15 protein-coding genes, 1 tRNA gene and 1 pseudogene are annotated in these 17,975 nt (G+C 63.9%); 12 read left to right on the forward strand and 5 right to left on the reverse strand.

Annotation, left to right across the window (positions count from 1 at the left end; all coding sequences use genetic code 11):
* Window positions 1-3 precede the first annotated feature (3 nt).
* Window positions 4-2,220, reverse strand: coding sequence for an ATP-binding protein (locus QP164_RS06465; RefSeq protein ID WP_333922593.1), 2,217 nt, complete (start codon window positions 2,218-2,220; stop codon window positions 4-6).
* Between the two features lie 272 nt (window positions 2,221-2,492).
* Here QP164_RS06465 and QP164_RS06470 point away from each other — a divergent pair, with 272 nt between their 5' ends.
* The 5 genes from QP164_RS06470 to QP164_RS06490 all read left to right on the forward strand — a co-directional run bounded on the left by QP164_RS06470 (window position 2,493) and on the right by QP164_RS06490 (window position 8,023).
* On the forward strand, window positions 2,493-3,149 hold the full coding sequence (locus QP164_RS06470) for an ABC transporter ATP-binding protein (RefSeq protein WP_333922594.1): 657 nt from the start codon (window positions 2,493-2,495) through the stop codon (window positions 3,147-3,149).
* Window positions 3,086-3,400, forward strand: a complete 315-nt coding sequence (locus QP164_RS06475; RefSeq protein ID WP_333922595.1) for a hypothetical protein — start codon at window positions 3,086-3,088, stop codon at window positions 3,398-3,400. Before QP164_RS06470 ends, QP164_RS06475 begins: the two co-directional genes overlap by 64 nt.
* A complete protein-coding gene (locus QP164_RS06480; protein WP_333922596.1) occupies window positions 3,400-5,253 on the forward strand; it encodes an ABC transporter permease in 1,854 nt (617 codons plus the stop codon). The genes QP164_RS06475 and QP164_RS06480 overlap by 1 nt, the downstream gene beginning before the upstream one ends.
* A gap of 185 nt (window positions 5,254-5,438) precedes the next feature.
* Entirely contained in the window at window positions 5,439-6,989 is a 1,551-nt protein-coding gene (locus tag QP164_RS06485; protein ID WP_333922597.1) for a M1 family aminopeptidase, read from the forward strand.
* Between the two features lie 95 nt (window positions 6,990-7,084).
* The gene (locus tag QP164_RS06490; protein WP_333922598.1) at window positions 7,085-8,023 is read left to right on the forward strand and encodes a D-2-hydroxyacid dehydrogenase; all 939 of its coding nucleotides are present in this window, start codon (window positions 7,085-7,087) and stop codon (window positions 8,021-8,023) included.
* Here the strand turns inward: QP164_RS06490 and QP164_RS06495 are convergent.
* Entirely contained in the window at window positions 8,017-8,190 is a 174-nt protein-coding gene (locus QP164_RS06495; protein WP_277982561.1) for a hypothetical protein, read from the reverse strand. The two genes, QP164_RS06490 and QP164_RS06495, sit on opposite strands and share 7 nt — an antisense overlap.
* A gap of 223 nt (window positions 8,191-8,413) precedes the next feature.
* On the opposite strand from QP164_RS06495, the gene QP164_RS06500 reads away from it, so the two are divergent.
* From QP164_RS06500 to QP164_RS06510, 3 genes are all read left to right on the forward strand, one after another.
* Window positions 8,414-9,787, forward strand: a complete 1,374-nt coding sequence (locus tag QP164_RS06500) for a class II 3-deoxy-7-phosphoheptulonate synthase (RefSeq protein WP_132741841.1) — start codon at window positions 8,414-8,416, stop codon at window positions 9,785-9,787.
* 84 nt (window positions 9,788-9,871) lie between these two features.
* Window positions 9,872-9,946, forward strand: a tRNA-Glu gene (locus QP164_RS06505).
* Window positions 9,947-10,040: 94 nt separating this feature from the next.
* Entirely contained in the window at window positions 10,041-10,319 is a 279-nt protein-coding gene (locus QP164_RS06510) for a DUF6538 domain-containing protein (RefSeq protein ID WP_333922599.1), read from the forward strand.
* 15 nt (window positions 10,320-10,334) lie between these two features.
* Here QP164_RS06510 and QP164_RS06515 read toward each other — a convergent pair whose 3' ends face one another.
* Both QP164_RS06515 and QP164_RS06520 read right to left on the reverse strand, forming a co-directional pair.
* Complete coding sequence (locus QP164_RS06515) at window positions 10,335-11,498, reverse strand: IS3 family transposase (protein ID WP_333922600.1); 1,164 nt, start codon at window positions 11,496-11,498, stop codon at window positions 10,335-10,337.
* 253 nt (window positions 11,499-11,751) lie between these two features.
* On the reverse strand, window positions 11,752-12,639 hold the full coding sequence (locus QP164_RS06520) for a LysR family transcriptional regulator (protein WP_333922601.1): 888 nt from the start codon (window positions 12,637-12,639) through the stop codon (window positions 11,752-11,754).
* Window positions 12,640-12,803: 164 nt separating this feature from the next.
* On the opposite strand from QP164_RS06520, the pseudogene QP164_RS06525 reads away from it, so the two are divergent.
* The 4 genes and pseudogenes from QP164_RS06525 to QP164_RS06540 all read left to right on the forward strand — a co-directional run bounded on the left by QP164_RS06525 (window position 12,804) and on the right by QP164_RS06540 (window position 17,161).
* Window positions 12,804-13,747, forward strand: a pseudogene (locus QP164_RS06525) (aldo/keto reductase).
* A gap of 174 nt (window positions 13,748-13,921) precedes the next feature.
* Complete coding sequence (locus QP164_RS06530) at window positions 13,922-14,908, forward strand: NAD(P)/FAD-dependent oxidoreductase (protein WP_333922603.1); 987 nt, start codon at window positions 13,922-13,924, stop codon at window positions 14,906-14,908.
* Window positions 14,909-15,068: 160 nt separating this feature from the next.
* On the forward strand, window positions 15,069-15,701 hold the full coding sequence (locus QP164_RS06535) for a tyrosine-type recombinase/integrase (protein ID WP_333922604.1): 633 nt from the start codon (window positions 15,069-15,071) through the stop codon (window positions 15,699-15,701).
* 131 nt (window positions 15,702-15,832) lie between these two features.
* Complete coding sequence (locus tag QP164_RS06540) at window positions 15,833-17,161, forward strand: alpha/beta hydrolase family protein (protein ID WP_333922605.1); 1,329 nt, start codon at window positions 15,833-15,835, stop codon at window positions 17,159-17,161.
* Window positions 17,162-17,287: 126 nt separating this feature from the next.
* On the opposite strand, the gene QP164_RS19795 is transcribed toward QP164_RS06540, so the two are convergent.
* Complete coding sequence (locus tag QP164_RS19795) at window positions 17,288-17,824, reverse strand: J domain-containing protein (RefSeq protein ID WP_443027423.1); 537 nt, start codon at window positions 17,822-17,824, stop codon at window positions 17,288-17,290.
* Between the last annotated feature and the right edge of the window lie 151 nt (window positions 17,825-17,975).

The following is a 17,975-nucleotide window of genomic DNA, read 5'->3' on the forward strand; positions in this document are numbered from 1 at the left end:
GATCTACTCGACGAACGCCGCCGTTGCGCGCTGAAGCGCAGCGGCGAGTTCGCCCATCGAATACGGCTTCCGCAACAGATCAAATCCGTGCGAGCCCTCGCGCGAAATGACTTCGCTATACCCGCTGGTCAGCAGGATCGCGGTCTCGGGATAGCGCCGGCGGATTTCGCGCCCGAGCTCGATCCCGGTCATGCCCGGCATCATCACGTCTGAAAAAACGACATCGAACCTCGTGGTTTGCCCGTCGAGCACGTCGAGCGCTTCCTCGGCATCGCGCGCGAAGACGATGGCGTGACCCAGATCGGCAAGCGCCGAGATCGCAAAATTGCCGACATCGGGATTGTCCTCGACCACGAGAATACGCAGCGAGGCCTGCTCGGGACAGATGGCCGGCTCCGGATCGGCGATGATCGGGGTCATATCACGCTCGCGCGGGAGATACAGCGCGAACGTCGCGCCTTCGCCTGGGACACTGTCGACGATCACTTCACCGCCCGATTGCTTGACGAACCCGAAGACCTGGGACAACCCAAGTCCGGTGCCGTGACCGACCGCTTTAGACGTGAAGAACGGTTCGAAGATGTGCTCGATATGCGCAGGGTCGATGCCCGTGCCGGTATCGCGGATCGCGATCCTGACGAAATCCCCATGCTGTGCCGCGTGACCGCGGACCGCAGGAATACGCTGCGCGGCATCGACGTCGATCGTCAGGCGGCCGCGCTGGTGCATCGCATCCCGCGCATTGACCGCCAGGTTGACGATCGCCGTCTCGAGCTGGCTGGCGTCGGCGTTGACCAGGCAAGGCTCGTCGGGAAGCCGCATCGACACCTCGATAAAGGCGCCCGACAGCGTCGCGATCATGTCGGTCATCCCGCGCAGGATCGTCCGCGCATCGACGATGGTCGGCGTCAACGACGATCGCCTGGCGAACGCGAGCAGCTGGTTCGTCAATTTGGTCGCGCGGTCGGCGGTATCGGCAATCGCGGCGATATAGCGCGTCCGGCGATCCTCGGTCAGGTCGGGGCGCTTGAGCAGATCGGCCGATCCGCGGATGACCGTCAGCAGGTTATTGAAATCATGCGCGATCCCGCCTGTGAGCTGACCCAGCGTCTCCATCTTCTGGGCTTGGCGAAGCGCCTCGTGCGCCTCGGTCAACTCCAACGTACGCTCGACGACGCGCTGCTCCAGCGTGTCGTTGACGTCCTGGACCGCCTTGAACAGCCGTGCATTGTCGATCGCGATCGCCGCCTGCGCCGCGACCCCGACCAGCAGCCGTTCGTGCCGCTCGGTGAACCGCCCAACCGCCGAATGCCCGAATAGCAATCCGCCCAGCACGGCCCCCGATCGCGACGTCACCGGCACCGACAGATAGCTGCGGACCGGCAGATGCCCCTCGGGCATCCCGTAATGCGGCGCGCTGCGACCATAGCGCGGATCGGCGAGAATATCGTCCGAGCGGATCACGCCTTCGTTGCGGAAGGTCGGGCCGAACACCGCGGTCGCACGCGGGCGGCCGAGCGCTTCGAACGCCGCGCGCTCGGCGCCGGCCAGCGTGAACAGATGCAGCTTCTCGCCGGTCTCATCCATCAGATTGTGGAAATAGGCACCGAACTGCGCACCGGTCAGCTTGACGCCGGCATCAGTCACCATCTGTATCAGCGGCTCGAGCTCCAGTTCGGCCGCCAGCGCCGCGCCGGTGAGGTTGAGCGTCTCGAGCGTGTGCGTCTCTCCCCGCAGCCCGCGCTCGGCGAGCACCGCGTCGGTCGTCTCGACGACGACGGCGAGCACGCCGCCGGGCACGCCATCATGATCGAGCACCGGCGAGTAATTGAGATCGAGAAAGACCGCGTGATCGTGTGTCGGAAAATATTGCGACATCTCCTGTCGCGCGAACGACAGCGTTTCGCCGGCCAGGCAGACGCGCAGGACATGCTCGTTGAACGTCCGCGCCTCGGGCCACGCAGCATGGACCGTTGCCCCCAAACCGGCGGGGTGCCGGGCGCCGACGATGGCGGCATAGGCGTCGTTGTAGATCATGACGCCGTCGCTCCCCCACAGCAACGCCATCGGCACCGGCGCCCGCAGGATGATCGAGGTCGCGGTCTTGAGGTATTGCGGCCAGCCGTCGATCGGTCCGAGCGGGGTCGACGCCCAATCAGTCTCGCCGATCAGCGTCGCCAGTTGCCCGCCGTCGCCCAAGAACGCGAATTCCTTCGACACCATTCCGCCTTTTCCACGCCGACCGCCCCGCGTCTCTGTCGGGGCCAGCCCAACAATACAAGATTGTTTTCCGCATGTTGGCGCGCGAGTAACTCAGGATCGGCACAACTACCCGCCGCCTAGCGACGTCTTTGAAACACAAGGATCGTGCTGTCTCGCCGCCCCTCAAATCCATCATACGCCACCGCGCCCGCGATAGCCCCTCAGTCTGAGCGCTTTACAACGGCAATACACTTGATAGGTTGCGCCTTCGAAACGAACGGGGATTCCACATGCTCGATCTGGTCAATGTCACGCATGTCTATGCCAATGGCACGCGCGCGCTGGATGATGTGACGCTGAGCATCCCCAATGGCATGTTCGGACTGCTGGGTCCCAATGGCGCGGGCAAGTCGACGCTGATGCGGACGGTGGCGACGTTGCAGACCCCCACCTCGGGGACGATCCGGTTCGGCGATATCGACGTAGTCGCCAACCCGGAGGCGTTGCGCGAGACGCTCGGCTATCTCCCGCAGGATTTTGGCGTGTATCCGCGCGTGTCGGCCTACGACATGCTCGATCACATGGCAGTGCTCAAAGGGATCGCCTCGGCGCGCGAACGCAAGGAGACGGTCGAGACGCTGCTCAACCAGACCAACCTCTGGTCCGTCCGCAAGAAGGCGATCGCCGGCTTCTCGGGCGGCATGCGCCAGCGTTTCGGAATCGCGCAGGCGCTGATCGGCAACCCCGGTCTCATCATCGTCGACGAACCGACCGCCGGGCTCGACCCGGAGGAACGCAACCGCTTCCTCAACCTGCTGGCCGAGATCGGCGAGAGCGTCGTGGTGATCCTGTCGACGCACATCGTCGAGGACGTCGCCGATCTGTGCCCGCGGATGGCAGTGCTGGCGGGCGGGCGGATCCAGCTCGAAGGCGCCCCCTCGACCTGATCGAGCGGACCCGCGGCCAGGTCTGGGCGAAGACGATCGGCAGGGACGAACTCGACGAGGCCAAGCTGCGCTACGAGGTGATCTCGACACGGTTGTTCGCTGGCCGGACGATCATTCACATCCTGTCGCCCGACGATCCCGGCGAAGGCTTTGCCGCAGCACATGGCGGGCTCGAGGATGTCTATTTCTCGACGCTCGCTAGGTCGCGGCGAATACCGGCAGCAGCATCCGACCAGTTCGTCGCTGCCTGATGTTCGGCCAGATCGCCCGCTTCGAACTGCGCTATCAGCTGCGCAACCCGGTCTTCTGGACCGTCGCGATCCTGTTCTTCCTGCTCAGCTTCGGATCGATGACGATCGAGCAGATCCAGATCGGCAGCGGCGCCAACATCCACAAGAATGCACCGGTCGCGATCGCCCAGGTCCACCTGATCATGTCGCTGTTCTTCATGTTCGTGACGACCGCGTTCGTCGCCAACGTGATCGTCCGCGACGACGAGAGCGGGTTCGGGCCGATGGTCCGGTCGACGCGCGTCAGCAAGTTCGACTATCTGACCGCACGGTTCCTTGGCGCGTTCGGTGCCGCGGCATTGGCGTTCGTCGCGATCCCGTTGGCAATCTGGCTGGGGTCGATGATGCCATGGGTCGATGCCGAACGGCTCGGACCCAATCGTCTGGGCGACTATGCCTATGCCTATTTCCTGCTGGCGCTGCCGAGCGTGTTCATGACCTCCGCGATCTTCTTCGCGGTGGCGACGATGACGCGGTCGATGATGTACAGCTATCTCGGCGTGATCGTCTTCCTGGTCCTGTACCTGGCGATCAACGCGGTGCTGCGGGCGAAACCGGAATGGCGCGCGGTCGGCAGCTACCTCGAACCGTTCGGGCTTGGCGCCTTTGCGAGCACCACGCGCTATTTCACCGCCAGCGAGGCGAATGCCGGGCTGCCCGCCTTTACCGGCGTGCTGGTCTGGAACCGGCTGTTCGCGATCCTGATCGGCTTCGTCGCGATCGGCATCGCCTATGTCCGCTTTTCGTTCGCCGAGCGCGGCGTCTCGAAACGGGCGCTTCGCCGGCAACGCCGGACGACCGCAAAGCTCGCCGCCACCCCGCCGCTGCTGGTCGACCAGCTCCCCGCCGCGCGCCCCGCCGCCGCAGGCTGGACCCGCCTTCGCGAGCGCTGCCGGTTCGAGATGGCGCTCGTGTTCCGCAGTCCCGCATTTCTCGTGCTGATGCTGATCGGCATCTTCAACGCGCTGGCCGCGTTGCTCTCGTCCAACGAAATGTACGGTACCGCGATCCGCCCGCTGACCTTTGCGGTGATCGGGACGCTGGAGGGTGCGTTCAGCATCATCCCGCTGATCATCGCGATCTATTATTCGGGCGAACTCGTCTGGCGCGACCGCGAGCGCGGGATGCACGAGATCGTCGACGCCACCCCGCTCCCCAATTGGGCGTATCTCGTGCCGAAAGTCCTGGCGATCACCGGCGTGCTGTTCGCGACCTCCGTGGTGGCGGTCGTCACTGCGTGCGTCGTCCAGCTTTCGCGCGGCCAGACTGATCTGGCGCTCGGCCATTATATCGCGTGGTGGGTGCTGCCGATGACCGTCGATGCCGTGATCCTCGCGGTGCTGGCGGTATTCGTCCAGGCGCTCAGTCCGAACAAATATATCGGTTGGGCGATCATGGTCCTCTACCTCGTCGGCACGATCACGCTGACCAACATGGGCTTCGAACACCCACTCTACCAATATGGCACGGTCGGCACCGTCACGCTGTCGGACATGAACGGCGCACAGATCGGTGGCGCGCGGGCATGGTGGTTGCGGCTGTACTGGGGCGCGATTGCGCTGGGCCTGTGCGTGTTCGCGCATCTGCTCTGGCGGCGCGGCACCGAAACCCGGCTGCGGGTGCGGCTTGTGCAGGTGCCACGTCGTCTGATCGGCACGCCCGGCGCGGTCCTGGCCGGTGCGCTCATCATGGCCACTGCGACCGGCGTCTTCCTGTACTACCAGATGGACGTTCTGAGCGTCTATCGCACCAAGCAGGATGGCGAGGCGCGTCAGGCGCTCTACGAGAAAAATATCTACGCTATCTCGGCGTAAAGCAGCCTTCGGTCACGGATATCCGGCTGAACGTCGCGCTCTATCCCGACCAACGCCGGCTCGAGACCGACGGCACCTACGCGTTCGTCAACGATAGCGGTGCGCCGGTACGCGACCTTCACGTTCGCCTGCCCGACGACAGGACCCGGCTGGGGGCGGTCTCCATTCCCGGCGCTGTGCTGGTGATGGACGATTCCGACCTGCAATACCGTATCTACCGGTTCGCAACTCCGCTTGCGCCCGGCGCGCATGGCACGCTGACGTTCCACACGACCCGCTGGCAACGCGGCCTCGTCGCTACGGGCGACGACACGCGCGTGGTGGCCAACGGTACGTTTCTGGAGAATCGCGAATTCGCGCCGCAGATCGGCATGAGCAAGGATGGCCTGCTCGAGGAGCGTTCGAAACGGCGCAAATACGGCCTGACGCCCGAACTCCGTCCTGCCAAGCTCGAGGATCGCACTGCACAGGACCGCAACCTGCTGGGCAACGCACCATGGGTTCGTTCCGACATCACCGTCTCGACGCTCGCCAGCCAGATCCCGATCGCGCCGGGTCGGAAAGTCTCGGACGCCATCGCTGGCGGGCGGCGCACTGCCCGGTTCGTGTCGACCGTTCCGATCCTCGCCTTCTTCTCGGTCCAGTCAGCGGCGTACGCGCAGAAAAACGGTACCGCCGACGGCACTGCACTGACGGTGTATTACGATCCGCAGCACGCCTTCAACGTCGATCGGATGCTCGACGCGATGCAGCGTTCGCTCCGCTATTACCGCACCAATTTCGGGCCTTATCAGTTCGATTATGCCCGCATCCTCGAATATCCGGGCTATGCGAGCTACGCGCAGGCGTTCGCTGGCACGATCCCTTATTCGGAACGGCTCGGCTTCATTGCCGACAACCGCGATCCGGCCAAGGTCGACTATATCAGCTACATCACCGCTCACGAGCTAGGCCACCAATATTGGGGTCATCAACTGGTCAGCGCGGACATGCAGGGCGGCTCGATGCTGATCGAGACGATGGCACAATATTCGGCGCTGATGGTGATGAAACATCAATATGGCGACGACAAGATTCGCCGCTTCCTGAAGTATGAACTCGACAGCTATCTGCGTTCGCGTGGTAGCGAGGTCGTCGAAGAAGTCCCGCTCGACCGGGTCGAGGGCCAGGGGTACATCCACTACCGCAAGGGGTCGCTGGTGATGTATCTTCTCCAGGATCGGCTTGGCGAGGCGCGGGTCAACGCGATGCTGCGCGGCCTGCTTGCGCGGTATAGGTTCAAGGGCAAGCCATATCCGCGCTCGCTCGATCTGGTCGACGGGTTCCTGTCGTTGGCGCGAACCCCGGCGGAAAGAGAACTCGTGCTCGACCTGCTCGACCGGATCACCGTGTACGACCTCAAGACGACCGCGGCCGTTACGCGCAGGCGATCCGACGGCCGTTTCGAAACGCTGCTGACGATCAAAGCCACCAAGTCTCATGCAAATGGTGCAGGCGTCGAAACCGAAGCACCGTTGTCGGATATGATCGACGTCGGCGTGTTCGATCAGCGTCCCGGGCTTGGCAGCTTTGCGACAAAGGACGTCATCCTGAAGGAACGCCGCCCGATCCGCTCTGGCGAACAGGTCATCCGCATCGTCACGACGCGCAAGCCCGCATTCGCCGGGGTCGATCCCTATAATTTCTACGTAGACCGCAACGGCGACGACAATGTCGCCGCGGTGACCGGCGGATGACGGTCAGGACGGCCGGCAATGCGACGAGGTGGCGACGAGGTACCGGCACCGATCACGGCACTTGACAGGCTCCGTCCACGACCGATGCTGAGCGAATGAAAGCCGTCCTGCCCGCAGCCGCTCGCCCGCTCCTCGAACCCCATCTCCCCATGACGCTCGACGTCGCCTGGTTTTCGACGCCGGACGATGCGAAGGCGATGATCGCGGATGCCGACATCGCCTGGGTCGACATGCAGCCGACCCATCTCGTTGCCGAGGCGATTCGGGCGGCGGGGCCCCGATTGACGTGGGTATCGACGATCTATGCTGGGCTGGACGCGTTCCCCCTCGAACACCTCAAGGCCAATCACGTCACGCTGACCAACGGCGCGGGGATCAATGCGGTGACGGTGGCGGAATATGCCGTGATGGGCGTGCTGGTCGCGGCCAAGCGCTTCGATACGGTCTTGCGGGCGTACGACCGCCACGAATGGCTCAAGGACGCGCCGGGCAAGATCGAGCTCGAGGGGACGAAGGCGCTGGTCATCGGCTATGGCACGATCGGCCGGTTGATCGGCGACCGGCTTGCCGGGTTTGGCGTCGCGGTGACGGGCGTCTCGCGGACCGGCCGCGATGGCACGATCACGGCGGATGCCTGGCGCGACCGGCTCGGCGCGTTCGATTGGATCATTCTCGCCGCACCGTCGACCGGCGCGACACAGGCGATGATCGGCCATGCCGAACTCCAGCAGATGAAAAGGTCGGCCTGGTTGATCAACATCGCCCGCGGCGACATGATCGACGACGAAGCCTTATGCAGTGCGCTGGCGGACGGAACGATCGGCGGCGCGTTTCTCGACCCTACCCAGCCCGAACCCCTGCCCGCCGGCCACCCACTCTGGTCCGCCCCGAATGCGATCGTGACGATGCACTTGTCGGGCAGGAGCCAGACGACGATGTTCCAACGCGGGGCGACGATGTTCCTCGAAAATCTTGCCGCGTTTCTTGCCGGTGAACCGATGAAGAACGTCGCCGATCTCGACGAGGGCTATTGACCGTTCGAGCGGATGCTGAGGGGGTCGGTGCGTTGCTGGCGGTTGTAGCTCTTGACGCCGCGCCGACGCAGCTTGGTTGCGCGGCGACGACGGGCAAAGACCAACAGCATAGGCACGCCGACCACGATGACGCCGGCGATAATTGAAAACGCGATCATGACACGCAAAGGGATATCCATACGCGGCTAATGCCGAAGGGACAGCGGTTGCGCCATTCCCAATCGTCTCAGCTACGCCAAAAATGGTCAAACCGGGCGCTTTCAAGGGCCTACCCTCTCTATGGTGGCCTAGCAACGGCACATGCTTGAGCCGCACAAGCTTTACTTCATTGCGCGAAAAGGCGTTTTCGCGCATGGCCAGCCGCACAATTCACCATCCGGACGACATGATATGGCCGCGAACTGGGCCCCCGACAGCTGGACGCGTCACGAAGCACGACAGCTCCCCACCTATCCCGACGCGGCTGCACTGACCGCCGCGACTGACCAGTTGGCGACCTTCCCGCCGCTCGTCTTTGCCGGCGAGGCCCGCAACCTGACCGCGTCGCTCGCCGAGGTCGCTGCCGGTAAGGCATTCCTGCTCCAGGGCGGCGATTGCGCCGAGAGCTTCGCCGAGCATAGCGCGAACAACATTCGCGACACGTTCCGCGTCATCCTGCAGATGGCGGTCGTCCTGACGTTCGCGTCGAAGCTACCGGTGGTGAAGCTCGGCCGCATGGCGGGTCAGTTCGCCAAGCCGCGCTCGACCGATACCGAGACGATCGGCGGCGTCGAGCTGCCCTCGTACCGCGGCGACAACGTCAACGATATCGCCTTCACCGCCGAGGCACGTGCGCCAGATCCGCAGCGGATGATCCGTGCCTATTCTCAGTCGGCGGCGACGCTCAACTTGCTTCGGGCGTTCGCGCAAGGTGGCTACGCGAACCTCCACCAGGTGCACCGCTGGACTCACGACTTCATGGGCCGCAGCCCCTGGTCGAAGAAATACGCCGAGACCGCGGACCGGATCGGCGAGGCGCTCGAATTCATGGCGGCGTGCGGGATCGACCCGGAGACGGTGCCACAGCTTGCGCAAACGCATTTCTACACCAGCCACGAGGCATTGCTGCTCCAGTATGAGCAGGCACTGACACGGCAGGATTCGCTGACCGGCGACTGGTACGACACGAGCGCGCATTTCCTCTGGATCGGCGATCGCACGCGGTTCGAGGGCTCTTCGCATGTCGAATACCTGCGCGGCATCGGCAACCCGATCGGCATCAAATGCGGGCCTAGCTTGGAGCCGGACGCCCTGCTGAGGATGCTCGACACGCTCAATCCCGGCCGCGTACCCGGCCGCATGACGCTGATCACGCGCTATGGTTACGACAAGATCGAGGCCAACCTGCCCCGTCTGGTCCGTGCGGTCACACGCGAAGGCCATCCGGTGGTGTGGAGTTGCGACCCGATGCACGGCAATGTCGTCAAGGCCGCCAACGGCTACAAGACGCGGCCGTTCGACCGGATTCTCGCCGAGGTCCGCGGCTTCTTCGCGGTCCACCGCGCGGAGGGTACGCACGCCGGCGGCATCCACGCCGAGATGACCGGCCAGAACGTGACGGAGTGCACCGGCGGCGCGGTCGATGTAACCGAGCAGTCGCTCGCCGATCGCTACCACACGCACTGCGACCCGCGCCTCAACGCCAGCCAGAGCCTCGAGCTCGCATTCCTGCTGGCCGAGATGCTCAACGAGGAAATGGCCGAACGCAAGAAGGTCGCTGCCTGATAAAATGCGCGGGCGTCGCAAGAATTGTCGGTAACCGTCTTGACGGCTACCGACCCATTCCGTAGACGCCCGCTTCTGCTACACGGCCCCTTCGTCTAGCGGTTAGGACGACGCCCTCTCACGGCGTAAGCACGAGTTCGATTCTCGTAGGGGTCACCATTCTCGAGTAAACCTCGGAAATGTGCGGATTTACGTCTCTTTTACCCGTCATGTGTACAGAACATGGGTACAGAAGAACGTGAAGAAGACCAGCATGGCGTCCCCTTTCGCCGATCCCCGGACCGGTCAGCTCTACTTCAGGCGGGCGGTCCCCGAGGCACTCCGGTCGGCCTTCGAAGGCAAGGCCGTGGTGAAGGTTTCGCTGCGGACCAAGGATCCCGCCGAGGCCAAGATCGGCTTCGCGCGCGAGAACGCAGAATTCGAGACGAGGCTCGCCGAAGCACGCCGCCGGTTCGCGGAGGGAACATTGGTCCCGACGCCCGGCGCCCTGGTGCGACGCTGGTGCGAGGCGCCGGCGACAGGCACCGGCTGACGTGACCCCCGTTTTTCATCCAGCGGCAACCAGAGACCGACCGTTGTTGTCGCGCAGGAGCGCGGGTGAAGCAACGGGCGGGTTTAAACCCGCCCGTTGCTTTTCGAGTTCGGCGGCGAAGGCCGCTGGTGTGGCGTAGCCGAGCGAGGAGTGCGGCCGCTCAGTGTTGTAGTCGTCGACCCAGCGCGCGAGGATCGCGCGCGCCTGGCGGATGGTGAAGAACAGCGTCTCGTTCAGCAACTCGTCGCGCATGCGACCGTTGAAGCTCTCGACGAACCCGTTCTGCGTCGGCTTGCCCGGGGCGATATAGTGCCACTCGACGCCGGCATCGCCCGACCACGCGAGCACCGCGTTCGAGGTCAGTTCGGTCCCGTTGTCGCTGACGATCATCTTGGGCGCACCGCGCTCGGCGATCAGATTAGCGAGTTCGCGTACCACGCGCTTGCCCGAGATCGAGGTGTCGAGCACCGCCCGCAAGCACTCGCGTGTCACGTCGTCGACGATGTTGAGGATGCGGAACCGCCGCCCCGTGGCCATCTGGTCATGCACGAAGTCCAGGCTCCAGCGCTGGTTGGGCAGCGCCAGCACGGGGGCCGGCGCCCGCGCGCCGACAGCACGCTTGCGTCCCTTGCGACGACGCACCGTCAAACCCTCTTCGCGGTAGAGCCGCTGGGTCTTCTTGCGGTTGATCGTGATGCCGTCCCGGCGCAGCAGGATGTGCAGCCGCCGATAGCCGAACCGCCGGCGCTGCTGCGCCAGCTCACGCAATCGCGACCGCAGGTCGCCATCATCTCCCCGGCACGAGCGGTACCGCATGCTCTTGCGATCCGCTCCGACGACAGCACACGCCCGCCGCTCGCTCATCCCCAGCGCCGTCTGGAGATGCGCGACCGCTTCCGCTTCGCGGCAGGCGTCACCATTTTTTGACAGCAGGTCCTTCAGACCCGCGTTGTCGAGCATCGTATCCGCCAGCAGCCGCTTGAGCCGGGCGTTCTCCTCCTCGAGCGCTCGCAGCCGCTTCGCGTCGGACACCTCCAGCCCTCCGAACTTGGCCTTCCACGCGTAATACGTCGCGCTCGACATCCCGTGCCGCCGGCACAGGTCCGTCACTACCGCGCCCGCCTCGGCCTCCTTCAGGATGCCGATGATCTGCTCTTCCGAAAACTGCTTCCGCTTCATCTGTCCGTCCCTTTCCGGGGTCGGACTCTAGCTCCAACTGGAGGAAAAAACGGGGGTCACGTCAACATTTCCGAGAGCAAGCGGGGGTGTCCTGAGGACCCACTTGCAGACGTTCGGGCCGGCCCCCATTTCCCAACTCCAGACACTTATTCATGCCCTCGGGTCTTCAGAAACTGACGGCGACGTTCCCCACCGAAGCGCCCCGTGGTCCTGATCATCAAATGCCCTCAATCTTGTCAAAGCACGCTTGCGATCAGACGCGCATCGCCGCCACGAAGGCCTGGAAAGCGGCAGTAGGTTGGCGGCGGCTCGGATAATAGAGGTGGTTCGGCGCCAGTATGGGTGCCCAGCCGGCGAGCACTTCGACCAGCGTACCGTCGGCCAGTTGCAGCGCAGCGTGCGGCAGCGGCAGGCAAGTCACTCCTAGACCTGCCACCGCGGCGTCGCGCATCACGTCGATGTCGTTGGTGATGAAGTCGCCGCGGACCGACCGTTCCACCGTCCGGCCATCCCGCTCGAATTCCCAACGGTGGACGATGCCGGACGACGTGTACCGGTAACACAGGCACCGATGCGCGACGAGATCGTCGGGCTCGACGGGTGCGGGATGATCGGCGAGGTAGGCCGGGGCAGCGACGAAGACGAGCGGCACCGGCGCGCTGATCCGCACCGATATCATGTCGGCCTGCAGCGTCTGCGCGTGCCGGACCCCGCAGTCGAAACGGTCCGCGACGATGTCGACGAACCTGTCGTCGACCACCAGTTCGACGGCGATGTCGGGATAGGCGCGCGCAAACTCGGCCAGCCGCGGCAGGATGGCGTAGATCGCCGCGACCCGGTGCGCGCTGACCCGGATCCGCCCCGCCGGCCGTTCGCGGGCGTTGTCCAGGTCGGCGAGCGCACCCGCGACCGAGGCGATTGCGGGCTTTAAGCGCGCCAGCAGGTCCTCGCCGGCGGGCGTCGGCGCCAGCGAGCGGGTCGTACGATCGAGCAACCGAACGCCCAGTTTCGTCTCCAGCGAGCGCATCGCATGGCTGAGCGCAGAGGCGGACAACCCAAGCCGGGTCGCCGCCCGCGCGAAGCTGCCAGCCTCGACGATCGTCTCGAACACCGCGAGACCGGACCAGAGATCACGATCCATTCCTGAACATCCTTCAGCAACCCATGCGCCGCAGATGATCTAATCCTCGCGCCGTCCGGCGTCCATCTGGAGACGACACAACGCAGGACGCCACCATGAACCTCGACACCTATCGCCCGCTCGGCCGCTCCGGCCTTCTCGTCAGCCCGCTGGCACTCGGCACGATGACCTTCGGCACGCCGCGATGGGGGCTGGACGAGAGCGGCAGCCGCGCGGTGATCGATCGCTACACCGATCTGGGCGGCAATTTTATCGACACCGCAGACGTCTATGCAGGCGGGCGATCGGAAGAGATGGTCGGTAGTTTCGTCGCCGCGCAATCGTCGCGCGATCGGATCGTCATTGCGACGAAATCGGGGTTTGCGACCGGCCGCGGCTATCACGCAGGCGGCAATGGCGCGCGCCACATACTGGCGTCCGTCGAAGGATCGCTCCGCCGGCTCCGGACGGACTTCATCGACCTGTACTGGGTGCATGTCTGGGACGGCATCACGCCGCCCGAGGAACTGCTGCGGACGATGACCACGCTCGTCGCAGCCGGCAAGATCCGCTACTGGGGCATATCCAACACCCCGGCCTGGTACGTCGCCGAACTCGCGACGCTGGCGCGGGTCCAGGGCGATCCGGCGCCGATCGGCCTGCAATATTTCTATTCGCTGGTCGAACGCGGGGTCGAAGCCGAGCACCTGCCGCTCGCGCGATCGGCGAGCATGGGTCTCGTGCCATGGAGCCCCTCGCCTATGGCCTGCTCACCGGAAAATACGACCGCGCGACCGTCGAGGCGGGTCCGAAGCGCGCGGGCGGCGTCCCCAACCAGGCCGGGCAGGACGACACGGCGCGGCCCGCCGACGACAAGCGGCTCGATGGCGACAATCCGTTCGGCGACACGCTGTTCACCGAGCGCAACTGGCAGATCCTCGACGAACTGAAACGCGTCGCAGCGGAGATTAACGAGACGCCGGCGCGCGTCGCGCTGTCCTGGGTGGTCGGGCAGTCCGGCGTCGCATCGACGCTGATGGGCGTGAGCCGGGCGGAGCAGGTAACCGACAATGTCGCCGCACTTGGCCTCCCCTGTCACCCGAGCACCGTGCCGCGCTCGATGCGGTGAGCGGTGGCAACCTGCCGTTTCTCTACGGCCTGTTCGCCCCTGCCGTGCGCAACCAGGTCGTCTTCGGCGGCGGAGACGTTCGAAGCTGACGCGTCATCCTGGAGCCACCCGCCCGAGACGAAATCTACGCGTGATCGGCTCCAATCGACAAACTCCGCGTTTGAGGGTGTCGGCGTGCAGCAAGTTCGTTTGCTGCACGCCGACACGGGGGTGTTCATGCGGATCGGAATCATCGGGGCGGGAATGGCAGGTCTGTCCTGCGCGCAGGCGCTTCGTCATCAGGGTCACGATGTCATCGTGTTCGACAAGGGCCGCGGGCCGGGTGGCCGCATGTCGACCCGCCGCATCGGCACCCCGCTGGGTGAAGCCGCGTTCGATCACGGCGCGCAATATCTGACGGCACGCGACCCCGCGTTCGTCGCGCAGGTCGAGCGCTGGGCGCAAGACGGCCACGTCGCGCGCTGGTTGCCCGCCGGCGCGGATGCGTGGGTCGGGACGCCGGCGATGAACGCGCCGATCCGGGCTATGGCGAGCGACGGCGACGTCCGCTGGAACACGGCCATCGGCAGCCTGACCTATGACGGCGAATGGCGGATCGGTAACGAGCGGTTCGACGCGGCGATCGTCGCGGTGCCCGCCGAACAGGTCGCGCCCTTAGTCGCCGCCCACGATGCCGCGCTAGCCGATGCAGCGCGCTCTGCGGTCTCCGATCCGTGCTGGACCGTCATGGCAGCATTCGACGGTCCAGTACCGACCGATTGCGATCGGCTTACGGATCTCGGCATAATCGGATCCGCCGTCCGCAACTCGGCCAAGCCAGCGCGGACCGGACCGGAGGCCTGGGTGCTTCAGGCCAGCGCCGATTGGTCGCGCGTGCATATCGAAGACGCTCCGGACACGGTCCAACGCGCGCTTCTCGCGGCGTTCGCGGAGCACGTCGGCGCTAGGTCGCCTGCCGTCATCGCGACCAGCGTCCATCGCTGGCGGTATGCGAAAGTCGACGCGTTAAAACTCGGCGCGATCTGGAACGCGGATATCCGGCTTGGCGCCTGCGGCGACTGGCTCCTCGGACCACGAATTGAAGCCGCTTGGCTTTCGGGGCAGCAACTCGCAGAGTTCGTAGGATCGACAAATTGGACTGTTTCCGAACAGAATGTCTGATGCTGAGACCCAAAATCGGCCGCTCAGAGACTACGAGGCGGCGCCCGAAACCTGCCGGTCGTTCAGTATTACCGACGGACGATCAACCACATTTCCGAACCGTCGGTTTACCGCGCCTGCCTACGCTCACTTGGCTGATCCGGCCTGATGGAGATGGTCGATGGGTCACTCGTCGATGGACCCCGCGTTTCACGAACTTCGACCTTGGAACGAAGGTCGGCTTATTGGTGCGAAGCGGGCACTGAAACAGCAACAGGTCTGGGCTATTCGCTTCTGGCTCGACCAGCATAGACGACTGCGCGACCGAGCGCTGTTCGACTTCGCCATCGACAGCAAGCTGCGCGGCTGTGACGTGGTCACGGTGCGGATCGGCGATCTAGTTTCCGGCGGGCGCGTCCGTGACCGCGCCATCGTGGTTCAGCAGAAGACGAAACGACCGGTCCAGTTCGAGCTGATGGACACGGCACGAAAGACGATTCGGGCATGGTTGGAGCGACGCGGCGGGACACTGAACGACTTCGTATTCCCGAGCCGAAATGACTACATGGCGCACATGAGCACGCGACAATATGCCCGCCTAGTGCACGAGTGGGTGGTCGCTATCGGCCTACCGGCTCAGGATTACGGGACGCACTCGCTTCGGCGCACGAAAGCATCGATTATCTACAAGGCGACTGGCAACCTCCGCGCCGTTCAGATCCTTCTCGGTCATGCCAAGATCGACAGCACGGTTCGCTACTTGGGCGTTGACGTGGAGGACGCTTTAGAACTGGCCGAAAGGACTGAGGTCTGATCGGACCCAGACGCAGTCATTCACGGCGCAATGTCTGCTTCCCCATTCCGGTCACTCGTTCATCCTCATTCGGCCTTGTTTAAGCGACGATGTCCTATTGTCGAGGCTCGCGACGAGCGTATGATCAGGCGATGATCGCGATTGCTTTGCTTGCTGCAACTTCCGCTTGCTCGCCTCTGGGCGACTGGGATGGAGCGCTGACCGTTCCCGCGGGAATGCATCTCCCATTAGTGCTGCATCTCAAGGGCACAGGCAGCACGATCGACAGCCCGGACCAGAATGCACGAGACATACCCATCGACGTCACAATGCACGACAGTGGCGCCACGGTCGTAATGCCATCAACGAAGGCCGAATTTGACGGCGTTTTGTCGTCTGATTGCAACACGTTGGCTGGTCCGTTTCGTCAAAGCGGCATGGAGATGAAGGCGAACTTCCAGCGTCGTCCTATTGGAGCGAAGGAACCGGTTCGAGAACGTCCACAAACGCCGCAACCGCCATTCCCCTATGCGGCGGCAGACGTAAGCGTCCCCGATCCCGCAGTCACGCTCGCAGGCACGTTGACCATGCCTAATGGCAAGGGCCCTTTTCCCGCTGTCGTAATGATCGCTGGATCCGGCCCGCAAAACCGCGACGAGACTGTCGAGGGTCATCGCATCTTTCTCGTGATCGCCGATCGATTGACGCGGCAAGGGATCGCGGTCCTTCGCTACGACAAGCGCGGCGTCGGCAAGTCGACCGGCAGTTACGCCACAGCGACGCAGCGCGACTTCATCACCGATGCGACAGCGGCGTTGCACTGGCTGCGCAAGCAGCCCGGCATCGACGCGGCGAAGGTCGGCCTGCTGGGACATAGCGAGGGCGCAGAGATCGCCCCCACCGTTGCCAACGTCGATGGCCATGTCGCTTTCACCGTCCTATTATCGACGCCGGCGGAAACAGGAATGGAGACGATCGCGTCCCAGGCCAAGGCCATATCGCTTATCGGTGGCGTGCCCGCCACAACCGCCGCGGCCAACGACGTACTCCAACGGCGGCTGCTCGCAGCGGTCGGCGCCGCTCCGGACAATGCGACGGCGGAGCGCGCGGCGACCGACATCCTGGTCGCAACAGGTATGCCGACCGATCGGGCGGCCGCGCAGGCTAAGGGTCTCGCGTCCCCGTGGTACCGTGCTTTCTTGAATGATGATCCGCTGCCGGCATTGCAAGCTCTCAATGTACCAACCTTGGTAGTTGCAGGATCGAAGGATCTTCAAGTGCTGCCGGAACGGAACCTGCCGCTCATCCGCAAAGCGCTATTGAAAAACAAGCACGCCAAAATAGTCGAACTACCTGGATTAAATCATCTACTGCAACCGGCTGCGACCGGGTCCCCCAGCGAATATGGTCATATTGCGACTACCATCGATCCCAAAGTACTGGAATTAATTGCTGACTGGGTCGTCTCAACTACGGCCTAATCGACCCATAATCAGACGTCCCCGCCCCTTTCCGGCTTCCCCACTTCGGCCGCTCGTTCATCTTCGCGTTGCCACCGCTTTTGGCGCCTGACCCTGCGAACTCGAATGTCCAGACTGGGCGATAGTTTAGGAAGCAGGCTGTCCAAGTCCGAGTTTTGTGCCCGATGAGCTGCGGACGGCTTTTGCAGGAGGCTCAGGCACTGGATGAGCGGCGACGCTACGTCGAACCGTAGGTGCCAATCCGGATTCGTCATTCCACAGAACCAGGATTGTAGCGATCGGTGCGGCGGTGAGGATCAGCAGGAAAAGGCCCATCAGCCATTCGTTGGTCTCTAGCGGCTGCGAGAGGCTACCGCTGGGCTGCATCGACGGGCTAGGTCGCATCGGGCGCCTGCCGGCTTTCCTGGGGTGAAACGGGCGGTCCGCAGTCGCTCGGTGGGCAGACGGCCTGATCTGCGACCGATCATAGGCGGCGCGTGCTTCCTTCTTTCCCAAAACGGAATACGCCTCGTTGATCTCTTTCGCACGAGCAGAGACATCCACACCATGGTTGGCATCGGGGTGATATTGACGGAGAAGCGCTTTCCACGCGGCGTGGATAGTGTCTCGACTTGCTGTCGAGGGCACGCCTAGAACAGAATAATAGTCGCGTGAGAGAGCCATCTAGTTGTTACTTGCGGCTAAAACGCAAAAAGAAAAGTCCGCTTGAGGCGTGATATTAACCTAGCTTTCTCGGTGATCCAAAAGAAAGCTTTAGGCGCCAACAGTCAGATGGCTACCATTCCCATCCACAACTTCGTGCTTTTGACGACAC

Source organism: Sphingomonas sp. LR59, assembly GCF_036855945.1.
Classification (GTDB): Bacteria; Pseudomonadota; Alphaproteobacteria; order Sphingomonadales; family Sphingomonadaceae; genus Sphingomonas.